Raw genomic sequence first — 16299 nt, forward strand, 5'->3', positions numbered from 1 at the left:
TGCTTGAATATATCCGGTTTCACGGGCCAGCATTCTCCTTGAATACCAGTAATGATATAATCGCCAATTTCAGCCTTCATCGTTCCTTCTATCGTTTCAATATATTCAACTTGTTCAGCAACACGTGCCTCACAGATAACAGGTTTTCTTCTCACCTTCACAACATCACTCCGAACCAAGCTAACTTAATTGCAATCAGGACAATCCCAACACTAGCAATCATTCCGGCTAGCAAAATAGTAAGCGCGATAGATAGTCCGAGGACAAGTGTCCCTTCTTTTAACTTGCTGATAATCTTTTGCATTCTTTTTCCTCCAAATAAAAAGTGGCCATTTCCAATTCGGAAACAACCACTGTGGCAAATAAAAAGAACCATTGCATAATTTGCAACAGTTCGTTATGTACGGTATTGATAGGGTAAGTATTTGCACCTTACATAGGCCACTCTATATATGCTAGTAGCAGTTCTTAAGTGCTCCCTGTACATATAATTCCCACGTGAGTGAATTGTGTGCGTCTACCTATTCCGCCACCTATCATTTCGTGTTGACCGTAGAAGTCACGATCGAGACACCTACTAATATAGCCATAGGCGAGCTGGGTCAGCACCCGAAGTCTGACAAGAATGAGAAGTACAAGGCCCTTCGTCATGGCACGTATGTACACAGGGAGCTACCCTGAAACGTCCGCACCGTCGATAACTAAATCAACGGCTGGCAGTAATATATCGCCGGTTGACGTTTCCCGTTTCAAACCTAAACAAACGGGTCTGCTCTTCCGGATAGAGCGTTTTTAATTAGTTTCGTCTTACGTCATCAATCGGTCACTGATGTTATTTCAACCAGCCCGTTGCGAAACTAACATAGGAATATGTACCGCAACCATAACCGCCAAGAAATGGCCACATTTGCTCGCTACCAAGGTATCTAATCTTGGGTCTCGGCAAGCAATGACTCTGGCTGGAATTGAACCAACAACAGCACCAGCTTAATTGCCGGCGTGCTCTACCAGTTGAGCTACAGAATCATTTGCCAACCATTCCAGGCCGGCTATTTATCAAAAGGAGCTAAGGTGTTTCCGCACCCCGCACGCAGTACCGGAATACTGAAATGAACAACAGCGGAGTTGCACCGCTCATGCGTCAAGGTGTAACCATCACCAATGAAACATGAAGCCTAATACTTATTGTTCAGGGACACAGCGATATTACAGACGAATTAACGCCTGCTCCATAATAATATCGTGCTCCTGTGTCCCTATCGATTTATTCGATAATACAAATATAGCACCTTTTTTAAGGCAAAACGCGCAGTCAAAACGCAGTCTTTTTAGGGGGTCTAGTTTTCCACAGGTTGAAAGAGAACACTTTGGGTGAAATCCTCTTTGATTGCTTTCAAATCTGACTGGCACTGCCTAACAGACTTGTACAATCGGTTAGAATCATTAATCCACGTGTGACGTTTCTTTGCATAGCGGAGTTTCAACAGGTTAACGTGGTATTCATCTAGAGACAACTCGTAATTCTTAACTGTCTCAATCTTATGCCGGAGTTCTCTGACAATCTTGTCATCTTCAACTGCTGCAATATTTGCAATGGTTGAGTTCAACGTTGTGTTGACATTCTTAACCCTTCCTCCGCCTACATTTTCATCTTGAGTGCTGTGTGAATATTTCAAATCATGAATCCGCCACGCTAAATCATGCTCCCATTTACCCGAGTAGTAGCATTTGAAATATTGCTCCGCTGTCTCCGCCAAATTAATCACCTCCTTTAATACTGATTATCGTTAATCTTGCTTACCTCAATGACAATCTTTTCTTCGTCGCTAAATCGCTTTTTTGCGTTGATGTCACATAGCATGGCATCGTCTTTCCACAGAATGCCGTTTAAGGCGTCCTCAGTGCTCTTAATGTAGTTGCTAAGGTCTGGTTTCTTAAAGGGCAACAGCTCGCCCAGAATAGCCATGTCGTGCTTAACCTTGCTTAGTGACTTAGGCGGCAGAACATAAAATGTCACAGTCAATGCCAACGCCCCACTCAATGGCTCGAAGTAGTTCACACTCTTCTCAAGATTGGCAAGGTAAGCCAACTGCTTTTTATATTCGACTGTTTTTTTCGGATCATACAAGAAGGGCTTCCGCCTCGTGAATGTTTCCGATGACATCAATGGTATGCTTATCATTAGCAGCCCAATACTCTTGACGTGCAATAGCCCTTCCAAAGTTAATGCAGTAACCAAACTCAGGTCGGTACTCGATATACCCGATTTTGTCATCAGGGGACAAGATGACAACATGCAACTTAACAATGTCGCCCTCGTAGATTTCTTTACCGTTTTTGTCGTGTAAACCGGTGTATTGTTCCAAATCCCACTCGCCTCCGACGTCACCATTAATTCCATCAGAATCAACAATGCATTCTGCACCGTTTGTACCAAAGTCAATTGTTTTAGCAAAAACCATTTCTTTAGCAAATCTATCCCACGCCCTAAACTTAATCTCTCTCATCACTTCGTTTTTTCCTTTTCTAAAGACCGCTAACAATTTTTATTTTTAAAACGCATATTCCCACATACACGATAAATGAAATTGTTCCAATTACTGAAGCACAAAGAAAAGTCACCGATACAAAATCAGTAAAAGTGTTCGTTTCAGTTTTTGAATACAACCACATTGAAAAACTGTCTACTAAAACCATTAACAATAAATATAACGGCCACAATTGTTGGACATGTAAGTTAATAATCATCACTCCACCTCTTCCTTCTCGAACATGTCAACATCTAAATATGCTGCTTTTACTTCAGTTTCAGTAAATGGATATCCGATTGGGTTACACTCTCTTGAGTAGATAAGTTTTGGCCTATTTTTATAGTCACGACTAATATGAACGTAACGTCCATCTTTATCGGTTGCTTTACCCGTCCAAAAATACTTCTTCTCTTTCTCAACAAACTGGTCATGCGCCCAGTCACGAGATTTTGGAAGTGCGATTAAAGCAAGCTCTTGGTTTAGTTCTTTGAATTTATTGCGTTCTTCATTTGTTGACGAATTCTGTATTTGAAAATAAATTCCGTCAAGTGTTGATAGTTCAATAACTGACCTGTTGCTAAGAAGATGATTAGCAATTCCAACAATCTTCTGATATTCTTCTTCTGTAAATTTTTTAGTCATTTTCAACCTTTTTTTTACATAGCTTTCTGGGTTGTATCCCCATTTGATAACTTCTTCTTCCGTGAAAGCGGTAACTGAATCAGACATATCGGAAAACTTCGTCCAAATAGAATCTTGCGAAATATAACCAAATGGGCTTTTTAACAAGTAAATCGGTTTCCCTTCGTTGTCAGTGCGTTTGTTTTTCCAATAATATTTTTTAGTCATAAATACACCTATACCAATTTAACTTTCACCAATAATTCAAGTTGTAAATTCTTGCAATTTCTTCGTTCACAGGAACACCCTGCAAATGATATTCAGCCATGCGCTCTTTTTCCTCGTGATGGAACAAGTCATGGTGTTCTCGGCACAAGGCAATCAAGCGCCGGCCTTTGTGGTTAATCTTCGTGCGGTCATTGCCAATTCCAACCTTGCTACCCGTGATGTGGTGATGGTCTGCCTTCAGTCCACAAATCACACAGCGCTTATTCATCAAGCAGGCATACTCATATCGAGCAATGGCCGGATCATCTAATGCATCTAGCGGATGGCGACTTAATGCCACGTTATGTTGCAGGCAAAACTCTAACAACATGTTGATAAACGTGTTGGCATCCGACATATTTCCCCGACCGTTTGACAAGCTAAAGCCCTCGATGCCATAGAACATATCCATGGCGAAGTAGAATGCCCGCTTAATCAGTTCAGGTTCGCCTGCCCATTTACCACCAATTTCAGCTTTGGCAATATCGCCGATAAGAGCAAATGCAAAATTACGCTGTTTAGGGCTCACAGAACGTCCATCTTGTATGTTTAGTGTGATTACACTATCCTGCACTTTATCGAGCTCATACAGCTTATCTGGGCTTTCTAGCTCTATTGTGACGACAGACCCACGCCTGCTTAGTAACTTACCTGGCAACTCCACATTACTTCACCTCTTCTAATCTTCAACCAAATCATTTACTAAATCGTTCCATTCATCCAGTTTTTCGGCTGGTATATCAGCGACAGACTCATAACCCATCATGCTTGTTGCAATATCTTGAGCTGCACATTCTCCCATCACTTCACCTTCTTTTTGTCTCGCTTGCCCAGCTTACGGTCACCGTATAAATCGTATGTCATCGCACTCTCCTGTCTGTTGCGCCAACCAAATACCCAACCCATACTCCGAAGAAGTCGGCCAGCTTCTGCCATGTAGCTGGTGATGGCTCGTTGTATTGGTTCTCGACACTCCGAATCAACTTAATACCGATACCAGATTGTTCAGCTAGTTCATGATCCGTTAGCCCAAGCTCTCCCCTTAGCTCACTAACACGGTTAACGGCCTCAAGTTCGTTTTTGCCTGTGTATGAGTTGTCAAAGCGATAGAGATTGTTTGCAAGCTTCGCATAGTTGACTTTGCTTATTCGTTTTCTATCTCCGTTACAAACACGAAACAGAACACTACGAGTTACACCAGTCATTTCGGTTAGCTCTTTAAAGCTATATGACTCCTTGTGGTCTTTGATAACTTGAATCTGACGATCAGTCAGTTCGACACCTAATCCATCTTTCATTTCTCAAATCTATCTCCTATCCGCTTGTCTTAATGCCTTTTAGCATTCCTTTTACTGCCTGCATATCTACTGGTTCACTGCTTGCAGGCACCTCATTCCTAGCCAGTGGTGGCTCTTGCTTAACAGGCTTTCCCTTACTATTCGTTGGAACAGAAATGGTGAAGTCATCTTCCCATGACCGGTTGTTAAAGAATGTTGACCCCATCTTGATAAAGTTAAGCTCTGTCTGTTCAGCACTAATCTTTTTCGAGTAAGCAACGATTCCATCTTGGATAGATTTATTAGTCACCCCATCACGAATAGCTTTCAAGTACGCTTTTTCTGCTTGCTGCTTACCTTGTTTGCGTGGGTACAACTTCCAAAGAGCTTCAAAATCTGTCTTTTCCTGTTTTGACAGTTTGGTTGATTTAGATTTTTTCGAGATAGGTGGTTCAACTTGTTGAACATTATCTTTTTTTATATCTATCTCTAACTCTTTCTCTAACTCTTTCTTATCGTTACCAATCGTTACATCGGTGTTACTTTGTAACGCTTTTTGGTCTTGTCGCTTCCTAAATTTTCTTACTCTTTCAGCAGAATCCGTTTCAGAACCAGTTAAATCTGGGGTAGCAACTAAGAACAAATCTTCCTGTAATTCAGGGTGTGTAATTAGCTTTTTTGCTTCAAGATAAGCCAACAATGCTCGAACATCTTCAACGTTTTCATTTAGCATTAGCGATAGTTCTTCAGCTATGTCAACGCCAGCACCTTGAAAATAAATCATGCCGTCTGTATGGGTACTCTTAACTAGCATTTCCAGATAAATGATTGTATAAGTATCTCCACCGGCCATTCGGCGTAACATTTTGATATATGGGTCATTGAAGAAGTCTGGTTTAAGTTTTATCCAGAAATATTTTTTATTTCTTGCCAATAGCTACCTCCTTCCTCGTCCTACAAGGTCATCTAGCGACATCTCGAAGTAGTCTGCAATGTCAATCAGCACGTCAAAGCTTGGCTTCGAATAGCCGTTCTCAAGGTTTGCTATCGTGCCTGCTGACATGCCGATATGCTTCGCCATTTGTCGCTGCGTGACCCCTTCTTTTTCTCGTAGATTCTTAAGTCGTTTTCCGAATTTGAACATAGCTATACCAATTCTTTAAAACGGTAGGTCGGAATCACTAATATCAAGTCCGTCATTATTGTTTGAAAATGGATTAGCAGTGCTTTGTTGTTGCGTAGGTTGCTGGTTATTACTTGATCCGTTTTGCTGACGGCGGTGTTCTGATTCTGCCCTGCTTTCAAGTAGTGAGAAGTTATCAACCGCTACTTCCGTCACATATACACGCTGTCCTTGGTTGTTTTCATAGTTACGTGTCTGCAAGCGACCCTCGATAGCTACCAAAGCTCCTTTACCCGTGAAGTTAGCAAAGTTTTCGGCTGCCTTCCGCCAGATAACAGCATTAATAAAGTCGCTCTCACGTTCGCCATTAGCGTCTTTAAATGGACGTTGGACTGCTAGGTTGAAAGACCCAACCGCAACGCCTGACTGCGTATATCTGACCTCTACATCTTTTGTTAATCGTCCAGTTAATACAACTCGGTTAATCATGTTTTCCCCCTATTTGTTGTTATCCAGAATGTACTGCTTAATTGGTTCAATCAGTTGTTTAACCTCAGATCCAGAATAAACGCCGTCATCATCAATCTGTTTCCACGACTCAACCACCCGAAAGGCCAGCGCCTTCGCAAATACCTGCTTTTCGGTTAGTTTTACCGGTTCGTTTTGCTTGTATTTCTGCAGGTCTGCTTCCTTAACGATTTCGTTAACAACAGAATTCTTTAGCTTACCAGTTGGGGTAAATGAACCAAGCAAGCGCCAACGTGTTGTTGTTAATTTGCGGTCATCATCAAGCTCACGTAGCTTATTTTGCTCTGCAACCACTTCATCAAGCTGTGGCAACCATGAAGCAAGTCTGGCATTTTGTTCGGCTAAAATTGACTCTCCCAAGTCCTCTTCAATCGACTTCAATGTATCAAAAACAGCAAAGGCCTTATGATTTTCCCGCTCCCATTCAACGACCGCTTTATTACGCCCCTTCTTGGCAGCTTTGTGCGCCTCACGGAGAAACTTGTTAATGGTGGCACGCTGTTTAGTCACAATGGTTAAATTCGCTTTAACCGTTAAATCTTGAGGAAAATCTAGGCTATTGACATAGGCCATCATATCGTCAAATCCAATTAACTTACCGTCTTCATATCGAATGACAGGTAGTGCTTCTACAGTTCCATTCGTCATAGTTTCCTCCTCTTTTTTAGTGCAACTCGCTTAATTCGCTAAACAAGCTCTGTTCATTGTTATTAACTGGATTATTTTGTTCGTTTTCGTCAGTATCGAAAGGAACTTCAACTTCGTCTTCCTTTTTATTGTTCCAAACGTTTGGCGCTTCTTCAGTAGGTACTGCTACTGTTGTCTCTTTGTCTGTTTCCTCAACAACTTTTCCTTCCACTCGCTTCGGTTCTTCTTCAACTTGGTGTTCCTCTGTCACATCAACCATTTCTCGTTCTGCTCGATTATCTTGTTCGATTAGAACTTCTGATTCAGATGACTTTGGCGCAAACTTCAACAGATCCTTCATAACAGTTTTGATGGCCATTGCATCAAAGTTGTTGTACCAAGGCGTATATCCTTTAGTTCCCTTCCCCTTATAAGATTTCGAAAACTTCTTTGCGTGCGCTTCTACTTGTTCAATCGGCCAGTAATTAACAACTCGGTCGCCATTTTTCAAATAGTAATAGGCTACATATCCAGCTACCTTCTTGTCATTTTCATCTTCCGATGTATAGGGGTTGAAGTCTTCGTTTTCCATTGTGAAATCTCCGAATACGAAGTTGTAGTGTGGTTTATTACCAACGTATACTGGAGAACCGCCCAAACGTCCGATATTGCCAGTATTCTGAACAAGCTGGATGATTCCACGATAACCAAGTTGAAGCTGCGCTTGAACCGTTCCATGATTGTTATACGGAATGATATAAGCCTGACCAAGTTCGCTAACCAGTGATAGGTTAAGCGTGGCCACTTTTTGAGCCACCGTTATCAAGTCTGTTAGGTTTGTATTGGCTAGGTCAGGGTACTGTGCAACCGCATTTGAAAGTCCAGCTAAGAAGTTATCAGCCTTATTCCCTAGCAGCTTGCTAAATTGTTCAACTACTTTTGGCTGCGTCAATTGCTTTTGTCGCTTAACGACTGATTGTTGGTCTACTTGTGGATATGCCATTAGATAACTCCTTTTTGCTTGTAATACCACCACGTCATATCCTCGTCGTATAGATCATGCTGGTTATTGTTAGTCATTGAATTACGGTATTCTTCCTCTTGAGCACCAACGATCATGCTATTCTCGATTGTCATTGTTGCCTCCCGCGAAACCTTTTACTACGGTCTCTTTATCTAATCGTTCTTGATATGAAACAACTAAATCAGTTAATGAAGCGATAACATCCGCTTGGGACTTAATCACTTCACTCTGTGCTGTGATAATTTCTTTATCAGTCATATGTCCTCCGTGATATACTAGAGGCATAAAATTATTTTTAGTCGGATAAATTTATGCCTTAGCTCTCTTGGTTGCCGCCTTGAGAGCTTTTTTCTGTGCTTTTGCTAACCGACGTGATTGTTTTGGCGTCTTATCTCGCAGCAAATCATTCCGAATATCGTTGTTAGTGTAGGTTGGTTTACTTGCCTTATTGAAGAAGACCATCAAACTAATAACAACTCCCAACAAACAACCACCTACTACCACGTCATTCCAAAACATTAAATTTTCCATTGTTATCCTCTCTTACATTCTTGGATTAAATGATTGGTGTTCATACAACCAATCCCATACTGCTGCTTCAAAATACATACGACGCTTTCGACCATTAACTGTGAAATAAGGAAAAGTTGGTTGTAACACGAGATAGTCAACTGTGCTTCTTGAATATCCTTCAAGCTCTTCGGTTAACATTTCAACGGTCAATAATCGACCGCCATTTTTAGTTAAGGCCATTTACGCCTCCTTTTTTTAATTGGTTAACACAGCTAGCAAAGTGGCTATCAAAACTCCAGTAACGAAACTAGTAACAAATAAAACTGGATTCATTTGTTCTAAATAGTCATCAGTTGGAAATTTTTTCATTTGTCATTCCCCTTTTATGCCGTCTGGTCTTGTTCAATCAAAAGTTTAGTAGCGCTAGTCGGTCCCCAGTTTTCAATGAATTCGATAACCATGTCGTAGTCCTTTGACTTGATACGTGAACGGTTACCTGCTCCAGTGATCTGTTTGATTTGACGGTTCAAGTCCTTAAACAGTTCGCCACGCTTTGACTTTCCAATATGGTGCAATGCTGCATACTGGTGAACATGATGTGATACCGCAGCGCCAATTGCACCATAATCAGTTGCATTGACTGGTTGATTATCCTTAATTTCAACTAACTCGTCTTCAACTAGTCCAACACGCTCGCTTACTTCGAGAATTGAATCATTTTGCAACTTCAACATTTCGGTTGATGTCAACTTTTTCATTGAATAGCTACCAGTCTTGCGAATGCTTGGCAGGACTTCTGACGTTACCCAGTCTTGGAACTTTTCTGCTTGTGGGCTATTAGCCTTAATCGCTAACTTATACAATTGAGGTTCCGTGATGAAATCACCACGTTTTACCAGTTGTCCAGAAGTGGACAATCCAAGGTATTGATTAAGCCTTGACCATCGAACGACTTCGTTGCCACTTTTGGCAACGGTCGTAATTCCAACACCTTTAGCCACTGTTTCTGCGTCGAACAAAATTTGTCCGTTTTCTTCTTTGACCTTCAGGTTGTCAAATACCTTTACTTCATTTGCCATGTTGGCCTCTTTCTTCTTAAAACCAAAGCTCACCATCATATCCGGTGAACTCAAACAATTTTTTCAAATGATTACGTGCAGCTTGACCACTAGCAGCCCCAGATAAGAGTTGTCGAACATAAGTTGTCGAACGTCCAATAACTGGTGCAAGCATGTCTGGTTTCATCCCCTTTTGCTTCAAGTAAAACTGAAACTTAAAACGGGCTTCTTCTAAAACCGCCTTTGCTTCTTGAACAGACATATCATTCTCCTTCCTCAAATAGTTTGTAAGTTTAACTTTACAATTAGAAAATATTACACTATAATTGCATAGTAAACTCATAACAAAATAAACTTCATAATCTTTAGCACCCTGCCAAGAAGCTTAAGTTTTAACTGTTTTTTGTTTGAGTAATTAACTTACAAGAAATAGTATAGTGCAATATTTTCCAACTGTCAATGGATAATTGGAATATTTTACACATTAATTTTTCTTTACGATTGAAGGTTTATATGACTGTATTTGAAAGAACAAAAGAACTAGCAAACAAAAGAGGATTATCATTAGCAGATTTGGAAACGAAGGCTGGACTAAGTGATAAATCTTTATACAAGTGGAAAAAAAGCAACCCTTCATCTGATAACCTACAGAAAGTTGCCGACGTATTAGATGTATCAACAGACTACTTACTCGGTCGTACTAATCAGATGAATAGCTATAATTCAAAAAACAAAACAACTGACCTTGAAAATACAACTATTTTAGCATTCGACGGTAAGCCAATTGATGAAGAAGACCGCCAAAAGCTACTCCAGTACGCACGGTTCATTGTGCAAGAACGTGAGCGGGAGGGACGATGATTGAAAACAATTTTATCGATTCTTACTTATATGAAGAAATTGGAGAGTCGTTGAAAAAAATTGCAACCAAAAACAACGTCAAGGTACTAAACATTGACGATGTGAAGAGTACTGTTCCAGATACAACGTGGCCGTCATGTAACGCGATCATAATGAACATTAACTTTTATACGAAGGTTTCCTATCAATTTCGATTAGCTCATGAACTAAGCCACCTTTTGTATGGTGATACGTCGTTGCAAAATGTTTACCAATTTAGTGAGTTTGGAAAACGGGGCGAAGAACTGTTAGCGCACAAGAACGCAATTAAAATGTTGATGGAAATAGAACGACCGACGAATGTTCAATCGTTCATGGAGTTCTATGACGTTCCATCGTGGTTGTTTGATTACGTAGAGGCTGAATATAGTCATCCGGTTTAAAACAAAAATACGTGCAATTCTGAACCACGTTAAAAGAAAATAAAAAAGCCACCAGCAAGGAGGCTTGAAAGGTACTCAAATGGACTCTAATTCATTTAAGAATATATCTTCAGATAAAATAGTTACCAGCATTGGTACTGGTATTGTATCCACTTTAGTTGCTAACATAAGCGGAATGACTACTGGTCAGTCATGGATAATTGGTGTAAACCTTATGTTTGTCATGTATATTTTCCTCTGGGCATATAGTTGGGTGAACATGGTCAATAATAAGTTATCAATGATCGATACTACTCAGCAAACAAATACTACCAACAACAACAATAATAATAATAATATTTTTAATACTAATAATCTATTGAGTGTTCGACAAGCAGATACTCAAGAATTTCAAGAATTTAATGAGGCATTAAAACGAATTGAGAATAGTATTCATCAAAAATATGAAGATGAAGGAGCAAATAAATAACATGACAAATATTACTGATGCAGAGTATACAGGAAAAATAAGCGCTGTTACTATCTTAGACTCTAATGGAAATCCGACTAACCAAGTAATATTAAATTCATTTGAAAATTCATTTAAAATAATTGCCCGTATTCAATTTTTTAACTTACTTCCCGATACTACTTATCAATATTTATTAGAGGTTGACAGAGCATTTGATGATTCTTGTGCCCCAGATAGCTACAAAGAAGACATTAAAAAACATGGTGGCACCATCGGCATTCATGATGCACAGATGGGGGGGACTTCACAAATAATTAAACTTAACAAAGAGAATTTAAAAGACAACGCGCTAGTTTCAAAACATGGATACTCTGCTTCTACTGTTGTAGAACTTAACCACATTCCAATAAGAGAGAATGATAGCTATCGCACATGCAAAGTTAAGGTTTCGTTTTTATCGATTGGTATTACTTCTAAAGAGGATATTCAAATATTCGAAACATTTATATCCATACCTGAAAATCCCTATAGACCAGGTTTACCTATTCCTGATCAAAAAGAGAGTTATCCTGATATCAATGATTTTGAACAAGATCACCAATAAATTCAGGTTTCCATTCTACTGTTATTTCTCCATATTCATTAATAAAAAAATCAATTTTATTATTTTGTAAATCAGATACAAATCGAGAGATAACATTAATTTGACTTTCTGGATTTACTATAACATTAGATTTCATAATTTCTCCTTAATTTTTACTATATTATGTAAATTGTAACATCAAATTAACTAAATAGTTATGTGCCCTTTTGGGCGTACATACACGATTAAGGCCACAGGCCTTTTTATTTGTACAAAAACGTGATTTTAAACATTTACAGTAACTAACTATGATTTTAATTTGTCAAAATAGTCGTTTTGTTAATTTATAAGGAGTATTTATGGCGAGTATTATTAAAACACAATCAGGCACTTATCGTGTCCGAGTGTCAATTACTAAAAACGGAAAACGATCATATGCTACTAAACAAGGTTTCCACACGAAAAAAGAAGCTTCACTTTGGGCGGCAGAACGTGAATCTGGTAAAGTGACTGACCATCAAAATACCTACTCCAATTATCTTTTATCAGAATATTTCGAAGAGTGGTTTACGACATACAAGAGCGACCGTTCATCGGCTACACTCTACCAATATGAATCAACACTAACTGTCATCAAAAAACACCTAACTAACACTTACTTGAACGATTTTACTCGGCAAAAGTTCCAAACATTTATTAATGAGTTCGGGAAAAACCACGCCCGTGCGACGGTCTCTAAACGTAAAAATCATATTTCGCAGTCGTTAAAGGATGCATACGCTGATGGGTACATTACACGAGACCCAACAATTCGCATTGAAAGTGTTGGAAACGACGGCAAAGATAAAGACCTTAAATTTCTTGAAGAAGATGAATTGCTCAAACTAGATGAATATATATACAATCATTTAACTAATGACAGCGATTTAGACAAATCCAATTACTTGGCAATTTACATTGCGATTCATACCGGTATGCGGCTTGGCGAAATACAAGCGTTAACTCGTAACGATCTAAACGTTAAAGAACAGTTGTTAGTAATTGATAAGGCTGTTGGAAAAGAAAAGGAAATCAAATCAACGAAGACCAATGCTGGGAATCGTGTTATTAAGGTTGATAGCAAGCTCATAGAGGTGCTTAAACCGCTATCCGGTGTATTTACACAAGTTTCATCAAACGGTGTTAATAGAACTTTTAAAAGTGTTCTAAAAGAATTAAACTGTAAGATAATAACTTTTCATGGGTTGAGACATACACATGCTTCCCTCTTGCTAAGACGAGGAGTAGCAATTAATTATGTTTCAGAACGATTGGGTCACTCTAGTGTAGCAATTACTCAAAAGGTATATGCTCATCTTTTAGAAACACAACGTCGTCAGGAAGAAGAAAAGACATTAGCCATTTTCAAATAAAAAGTGGGTGACACTTTGAAAGTGTGTGACACTATCGTGACACTTTATCGTTAAAGACCTATATATAAAGGGATTGATATGCCCATAACGAGAATCACGTCCTGCTGACACGATACCGATCCTTGGTTGCCACACATCAAAAACATTTGGATCAGTTGCCGTCCTCGAACCATGGTGGCCGAACTTAACAATCTTTGGCGCTAAGAACGGATACTTATCCAGCATTTTTTGTTCACCCGAACGGTCCAAGTCCCCCGCCGTGTAAATTTCAGTTCCGCCAATTCGACCCGTCCAGGCCAACGAATCATCGTTGCCAGCCAACCCCGAGTCAAAGGGGTAGCGAATTGTAAGGGGACAGTTAGTCAATTTGGTCCTATCCGTTGCTTCTACTACTTTGGTATTTTTTAAGTAGGGCTTAATTTTTCGTTGATAAGCAGGTAATTCAGCCATTCCAGCCGGCATCACCACCCGATCGACCCGAAAGTTTTCGAGTAGTACTCTGGTATCGCCAATGTGATCTTGATCCTGGTGGGATAGTGAAATGGTATCGATGTGAGCAATGCCCCTGGCGTGCAAGTAGGGAATAATCACCGACTGAGCCAGCCCCTCCTGTTCTTTTAATTTCTTTTGCTCCAGCACCCTTGGTCTCGTCTCAATCCGGTTCGCCGTTTGGTAAACGGGGTGGCTACCAAAAGTGACTTTCCCACCCGTATCAATCATCATGACAGAGCGGTGCTTCGGCTCAATTAGAACAGCAGCATCCCCCTGCCCGATATCAAAAGTCGTCCATTCTCCCTCCTTCGGCCAATGAATCCATGCATAATTTAAAATGAACAGCGCGCACCAACAGAACGAGAAAAAGCTTTTCAGTTGCCATTTAACTCGAAAGAAAAACCAAGGAAGAATGAATAGAAATAATAGCACTGGCCAGGCAAAAGCACCTATCACTACATAACCTGGTAGTTGCCCGAACCAGTAAACGAAACGGTCAAACAGGTTAATGACCACATTGGTCGATTCCTTTACCACGGACAGCCAGGCACCGAAATAACCGATTAGCGTCGCGGGTAACACAATGGCAGAAAAAAGTGGTACGACGAGAATATTCGCCATCGTTTGCCAGATATTCCAAGCAAATTGTTGGGCTAATATAATGGGGAAACTAACAGCCGATAAAAAGAACCCACGCAGCCAATAGTTGTACCGTACTGTCAAGATAATTGCCAGCGTTAGGGCAAACGAGAGCTGCCCACCAAGTGTTAACAATATCTGTGGATAAAATACTAAACTAGCTAAAAGCGACCAAGACCAAATCGTGACAGGATGCCACTGGCAGGAAAAGTTTCGGTTCACAATCCGCAGTTCGCCAGCCACAAGGGCTCGGAAAAGGACTGCTAAACTACCTGTAAAAAAGTAAAACATGACCAATAAAACGGCCAATAAGCCATCGGCAACTTCCCGGGTGATTCGTAACCGCCGCGTAAGCTGTCGAAATTGTTTAGCTAAAAAAGAAACATGCAAACCCGATAGTGCGAAAAGATGAATGAGTCCAAGTTCCGCGATTTTGGGATTGTTTTCGTACAGCATCGTTCCTTTCATCCCTAATAAAAGAGCCCCTGCATAATCCCCCAAAGGGTTAGGGAGTTGATTGGCCAAACGTCCAGCGGTTGCGTGTAATCGATGGCTGAAAAAGAAAAAAGCCTGCAAAGGATTTTGAGCATGAGCCCTTGCCAACGTCACCGACTGAAAAGTAGTCTGCTGGGTAACCCGCTGCGTCTTCCAAAACTGATGAAAGTCAAATTGATAGTCATTTGTTGCCCCCAAAATTGGCACTTGTTTAACTGGCCCGCTCATCTTTGTGGGAAAGCTAATTGACGTAAAACGGTCCACGTCTTCTTGGTTCTTTGCTTGATAAGCAAGTAGAAAACGTTGTCCCCGCTCATCTTGGCCCTGGCCCCGTACAAAACCATGGTCACTGACTTGTAATTGATCTGGAAAAACGAGTAACTCAACGTTTTTTTGCTGGGCTATTTGTCCTTCTTCCATACTTAACGAACGGTAACCAATCAAACTATAGCCAATCAAAATAAGAGCTAACAAAAACAGAAGGCAGATGCGTCGAAAGTCCCTCAAAGTCAGGATAGATAATGAAAAGATGACGGCTAAAACAATCGTGACAGCATTCGGTCGGTAGAGCACAGTCACCCAACTGGCACCCACAACCGCCAATAAAAAATGGAAGCGAACGCGAATCATAAGGCCACTTCTTCCTTCAACTGCTCGAACCGTTTCGGCCCAATGCCCGAAACCGTTTTCAATTCATCGACAGATTGAAAGGGATGTTCCTCCCGATAGGAAATAATTTCTTCTGCTTTTTTGGGACCAACACCAGACAATTGCTCTAATTCTGATTGGCTAGCATGGTTTAAACTCACACGCGAACTAGCCGACGCAGTCTTTGATTTTTTACCACCCTTTCCAGTTTCTTTACCTGGCAAGGAACCAGCGTTGGTGATAGCCGGATCATGTTCTTCATGTTCTTTTGCAATATAGATAACCATTCCGTCTTCGAGCGGTTGCGCTAGATTAACCCGCTGCTGACTATTTGGCGACTGAAAGCCACCTGCTTTTTGAACAGCATCTGCTAAGCGGGCACCAGCTTCTACTTGATAAAGTCCGGGATGTTGAACCGCCCCCTTCACATCAACCTTAATCGCTGTTTTGACAGCCTGATCCGAACGCTTGGCAGCTGGTTGGCCGACCGCCTTCGTTGCACTGGAGTCCGTCTTTCCGCCCGCAGTCACCGGTTCAGCAGGAAGGTTTGATTGTTTTGGATGTAGAAAAAAGATGCCCATAACCAATAGAAATAGGCCAAGCAGGGCTGACCCTACCCAGTAGCGATAACGCTTGCCTATTTGCCAAATAGCGGACCACTCAAATCGATTCATTCTTGGTCACCTCCTTTAGCAAATATCACGAAAAAACACAGAAAAAAACCTCC

26 protein-coding genes and 1 tRNA gene are annotated in these 16299 nt (G+C 40.6%); 5 read left to right on the forward strand and 22 right to left on the reverse strand.

The window, feature by feature from the left end; genetic code table 11:
* Positions 1 to 157: 157 nt before the first annotated feature.
* From ACSYSL_RS03080 to ACSYSL_RS03170, 19 genes are all read right to left on the reverse strand, one after another.
* Complete coding sequence (locus tag ACSYSL_RS03080; protein ID WP_491709049.1) at positions 158 to 304, reverse strand: hypothetical protein; 147 nt, start codon at positions 302 to 304, stop codon at positions 158 to 160.
* A gap of 646 nt (positions 305 to 950) precedes the next feature.
* Positions 951 to 1026: transfer RNA gene (locus ACSYSL_RS03085), tRNA-Leu, on the reverse strand.
* Between the two features lie 311 nt (positions 1027 to 1337).
* Positions 1338 to 1766, reverse strand: coding sequence for a DUF722 domain-containing protein (locus ACSYSL_RS03090; protein WP_491709050.1), 429 nt, complete (start codon positions 1764 to 1766; stop codon positions 1338 to 1340).
* Between the two features lie 5 nt (positions 1767 to 1771).
* Positions 1772 to 2128 carry a RusA family crossover junction endodeoxyribonuclease gene (locus ACSYSL_RS03095; protein ID WP_491709051.1) on the reverse strand — a complete coding sequence of 119 codons (357 nt, stop codon included), beginning with the start codon at positions 2126 to 2128 and terminating at the stop codon, positions 1772 to 1774.
* Positions 2121 to 2462 (reverse strand): YopX family protein, encoded by a 342-nt coding sequence (locus ACSYSL_RS03100; RefSeq protein ID WP_491709052.1) that lies wholly within the window; start codon positions 2460 to 2462, stop codon positions 2121 to 2123. Before ACSYSL_RS03100 ends, ACSYSL_RS03095 begins: the two co-directional genes overlap by 8 nt.
* Positions 2463 to 2747: 285 nt before the next feature.
* Positions 2748 to 3380, reverse strand: a complete 633-nt coding sequence (locus ACSYSL_RS03105) for a hypothetical protein (protein WP_491709053.1) — start codon at positions 3378 to 3380, stop codon at positions 2748 to 2750.
* Positions 3381 to 3405: 25 nt separating this feature from the next.
* Positions 3406 to 4083 (reverse strand): putative HNHc nuclease, encoded by a 678-nt coding sequence (locus ACSYSL_RS03110; protein ID WP_491709054.1) that lies wholly within the window; start codon positions 4081 to 4083, stop codon positions 3406 to 3408.
* A gap of 15 nt (positions 4084 to 4098) precedes the next feature.
* Positions 4099 to 4221 (reverse strand): hypothetical protein, encoded by a 123-nt coding sequence (locus ACSYSL_RS03115; RefSeq protein WP_491709055.1) that lies wholly within the window; start codon positions 4219 to 4221, stop codon positions 4099 to 4101.
* Between the two features lie 58 nt (positions 4222 to 4279).
* Positions 4280 to 4717, reverse strand: coding sequence for a helix-turn-helix domain-containing protein (locus ACSYSL_RS03120; RefSeq protein ID WP_491709056.1), 438 nt, complete (start codon positions 4715 to 4717; stop codon positions 4280 to 4282).
* Positions 4718 to 4733: 16 nt separating this feature from the next.
* Positions 4734 to 5630, reverse strand: coding sequence for a phage replisome organizer N-terminal domain-containing protein (locus ACSYSL_RS03125; RefSeq protein ID WP_491709057.1), 897 nt, complete (start codon positions 5628 to 5630; stop codon positions 4734 to 4736).
* A gap of 3 nt (positions 5631 to 5633) precedes the next feature.
* Positions 5634 to 5840 (reverse strand): helix-turn-helix domain-containing protein, encoded by a 207-nt coding sequence (locus ACSYSL_RS03130; RefSeq protein WP_491709058.1) that lies wholly within the window; start codon positions 5838 to 5840, stop codon positions 5634 to 5636.
* 15 nt (positions 5841 to 5855) lie between these two features.
* Positions 5856 to 6308, reverse strand: a complete 453-nt coding sequence (gene ssb / locus ACSYSL_RS03135) for a single-stranded DNA-binding protein (RefSeq protein WP_491709059.1) — start codon at positions 6306 to 6308, stop codon at positions 5856 to 5858.
* A gap of 9 nt (positions 6309 to 6317) precedes the next feature.
* Positions 6318 to 6995: a hypothetical protein gene (locus ACSYSL_RS03140; RefSeq protein WP_491709060.1), complete on the reverse strand. Its 678-nt coding sequence runs from the start codon at positions 6993 to 6995 to the stop codon at positions 6318 to 6320.
* A 16-nt stretch (positions 6996 to 7011) separates the two neighbouring features.
* Positions 7012 to 7977, reverse strand: a complete 966-nt coding sequence (locus tag ACSYSL_RS03145; RefSeq protein WP_491709061.1) for a recombinase RecT — start codon at positions 7975 to 7977, stop codon at positions 7012 to 7014.
* Positions 7978 to 8094: 117 nt separating this feature from the next.
* The gene (locus ACSYSL_RS03150; protein WP_491709062.1) at positions 8095 to 8256 is read right to left on the reverse strand and encodes a hypothetical protein; all 162 of its coding nucleotides are present in this window, start codon (positions 8254 to 8256) and stop codon (positions 8095 to 8097) included.
* Between the two features lie 51 nt (positions 8257 to 8307).
* Positions 8308 to 8529, reverse strand: a complete 222-nt coding sequence (locus tag ACSYSL_RS03155) for a hypothetical protein (RefSeq protein WP_491709063.1) — start codon at positions 8527 to 8529, stop codon at positions 8308 to 8310.
* 12 nt (positions 8530 to 8541) lie between these two features.
* The gene (locus ACSYSL_RS03160) at positions 8542 to 8751 is read right to left on the reverse strand and encodes a hypothetical protein (protein WP_491709064.1); all 210 of its coding nucleotides are present in this window, start codon (positions 8749 to 8751) and stop codon (positions 8542 to 8544) included.
* 143 nt (positions 8752 to 8894) lie between these two features.
* Positions 8895 to 9590 (reverse strand): BRO family protein, encoded by a 696-nt coding sequence (locus tag ACSYSL_RS03165; protein WP_491709065.1) that lies wholly within the window; start codon positions 9588 to 9590, stop codon positions 8895 to 8897.
* Positions 9591 to 9606: 16 nt separating this feature from the next.
* Positions 9607 to 9831 carry a thioredoxin domain-containing protein gene (locus tag ACSYSL_RS03170; RefSeq protein WP_491709066.1) on the reverse strand — a complete coding sequence of 75 codons (225 nt, stop codon included), beginning with the start codon at positions 9829 to 9831 and terminating at the stop codon, positions 9607 to 9609.
* A 197-nt stretch (positions 9832 to 10028) separates the two neighbouring features.
* Between ACSYSL_RS03170 and ACSYSL_RS03175 the strand changes: the two genes are divergently transcribed.
* From ACSYSL_RS03175 to ACSYSL_RS03190, 4 genes are all read left to right on the forward strand, one after another.
* Positions 10029 to 10430, forward strand: coding sequence for a helix-turn-helix domain-containing protein (locus tag ACSYSL_RS03175; protein ID WP_491709067.1), 402 nt, complete (start codon positions 10029 to 10031; stop codon positions 10428 to 10430).
* Positions 10427 to 10852 (forward strand): ImmA/IrrE family metallo-endopeptidase, encoded by a 426-nt coding sequence (locus ACSYSL_RS03180; protein WP_491709068.1) that lies wholly within the window; start codon positions 10427 to 10429, stop codon positions 10850 to 10852. Before ACSYSL_RS03175 ends, ACSYSL_RS03180 begins: the two co-directional genes overlap by 4 nt.
* Positions 10853 to 10931: 79 nt before the next feature.
* Positions 10932 to 11321, forward strand: coding sequence for a hypothetical protein (locus tag ACSYSL_RS03185; protein ID WP_491709069.1), 390 nt, complete (start codon positions 10932 to 10934; stop codon positions 11319 to 11321).
* A gap of 1 nt (position 11322) precedes the next feature.
* Positions 11323 to 11907, forward strand: a complete 585-nt coding sequence (locus ACSYSL_RS03190; protein WP_491709070.1) for a hypothetical protein — start codon at positions 11323 to 11325, stop codon at positions 11905 to 11907.
* Here ACSYSL_RS03190 and ACSYSL_RS03195 read toward each other — a convergent pair.
* Positions 11879 to 12043 (reverse strand): hypothetical protein, encoded by a 165-nt coding sequence (locus tag ACSYSL_RS03195; RefSeq protein WP_491709071.1) that lies wholly within the window; start codon positions 12041 to 12043, stop codon positions 11879 to 11881. The genes ACSYSL_RS03190 and ACSYSL_RS03195 overlap by 29 nt on opposite strands.
* A 202-nt stretch (positions 12044 to 12245) precedes the next feature.
* Here ACSYSL_RS03195 and ACSYSL_RS03200 point away from each other — a divergent pair, with 202 nt between their 5' ends.
* The gene (locus tag ACSYSL_RS03200) at positions 12246 to 13298 is read left to right on the forward strand and encodes a site-specific integrase (RefSeq protein ID WP_491709072.1); all 1053 of its coding nucleotides are present in this window, start codon (positions 12246 to 12248) and stop codon (positions 13296 to 13298) included.
* Here ACSYSL_RS03200 and ACSYSL_RS03205 read toward each other — a convergent pair.
* Both ACSYSL_RS03205 and ACSYSL_RS03210 read right to left on the reverse strand, forming a co-directional pair.
* On the reverse strand, positions 13281 to 15554 hold the full coding sequence (locus ACSYSL_RS03205; RefSeq protein ID WP_491709073.1) for a ComEC/Rec2 family competence protein: 2274 nt from the start codon (positions 15552 to 15554) through the stop codon (positions 13281 to 13283). The genes ACSYSL_RS03200 and ACSYSL_RS03205 overlap by 18 nt on opposite strands.
* The gene (locus ACSYSL_RS03210; RefSeq protein WP_491709074.1) at positions 15551 to 16246 is read right to left on the reverse strand and encodes a helix-hairpin-helix domain-containing protein; all 696 of its coding nucleotides are present in this window, start codon (positions 16244 to 16246) and stop codon (positions 15551 to 15553) included. Before ACSYSL_RS03210 ends, ACSYSL_RS03205 begins: the two co-directional genes overlap by 4 nt.
* Between the last annotated feature and the right edge of the window lie 53 nt (positions 16247 to 16299).

It is taken from the genome of Fructobacillus sp. ESL1129, assembly GCF_058507945.1.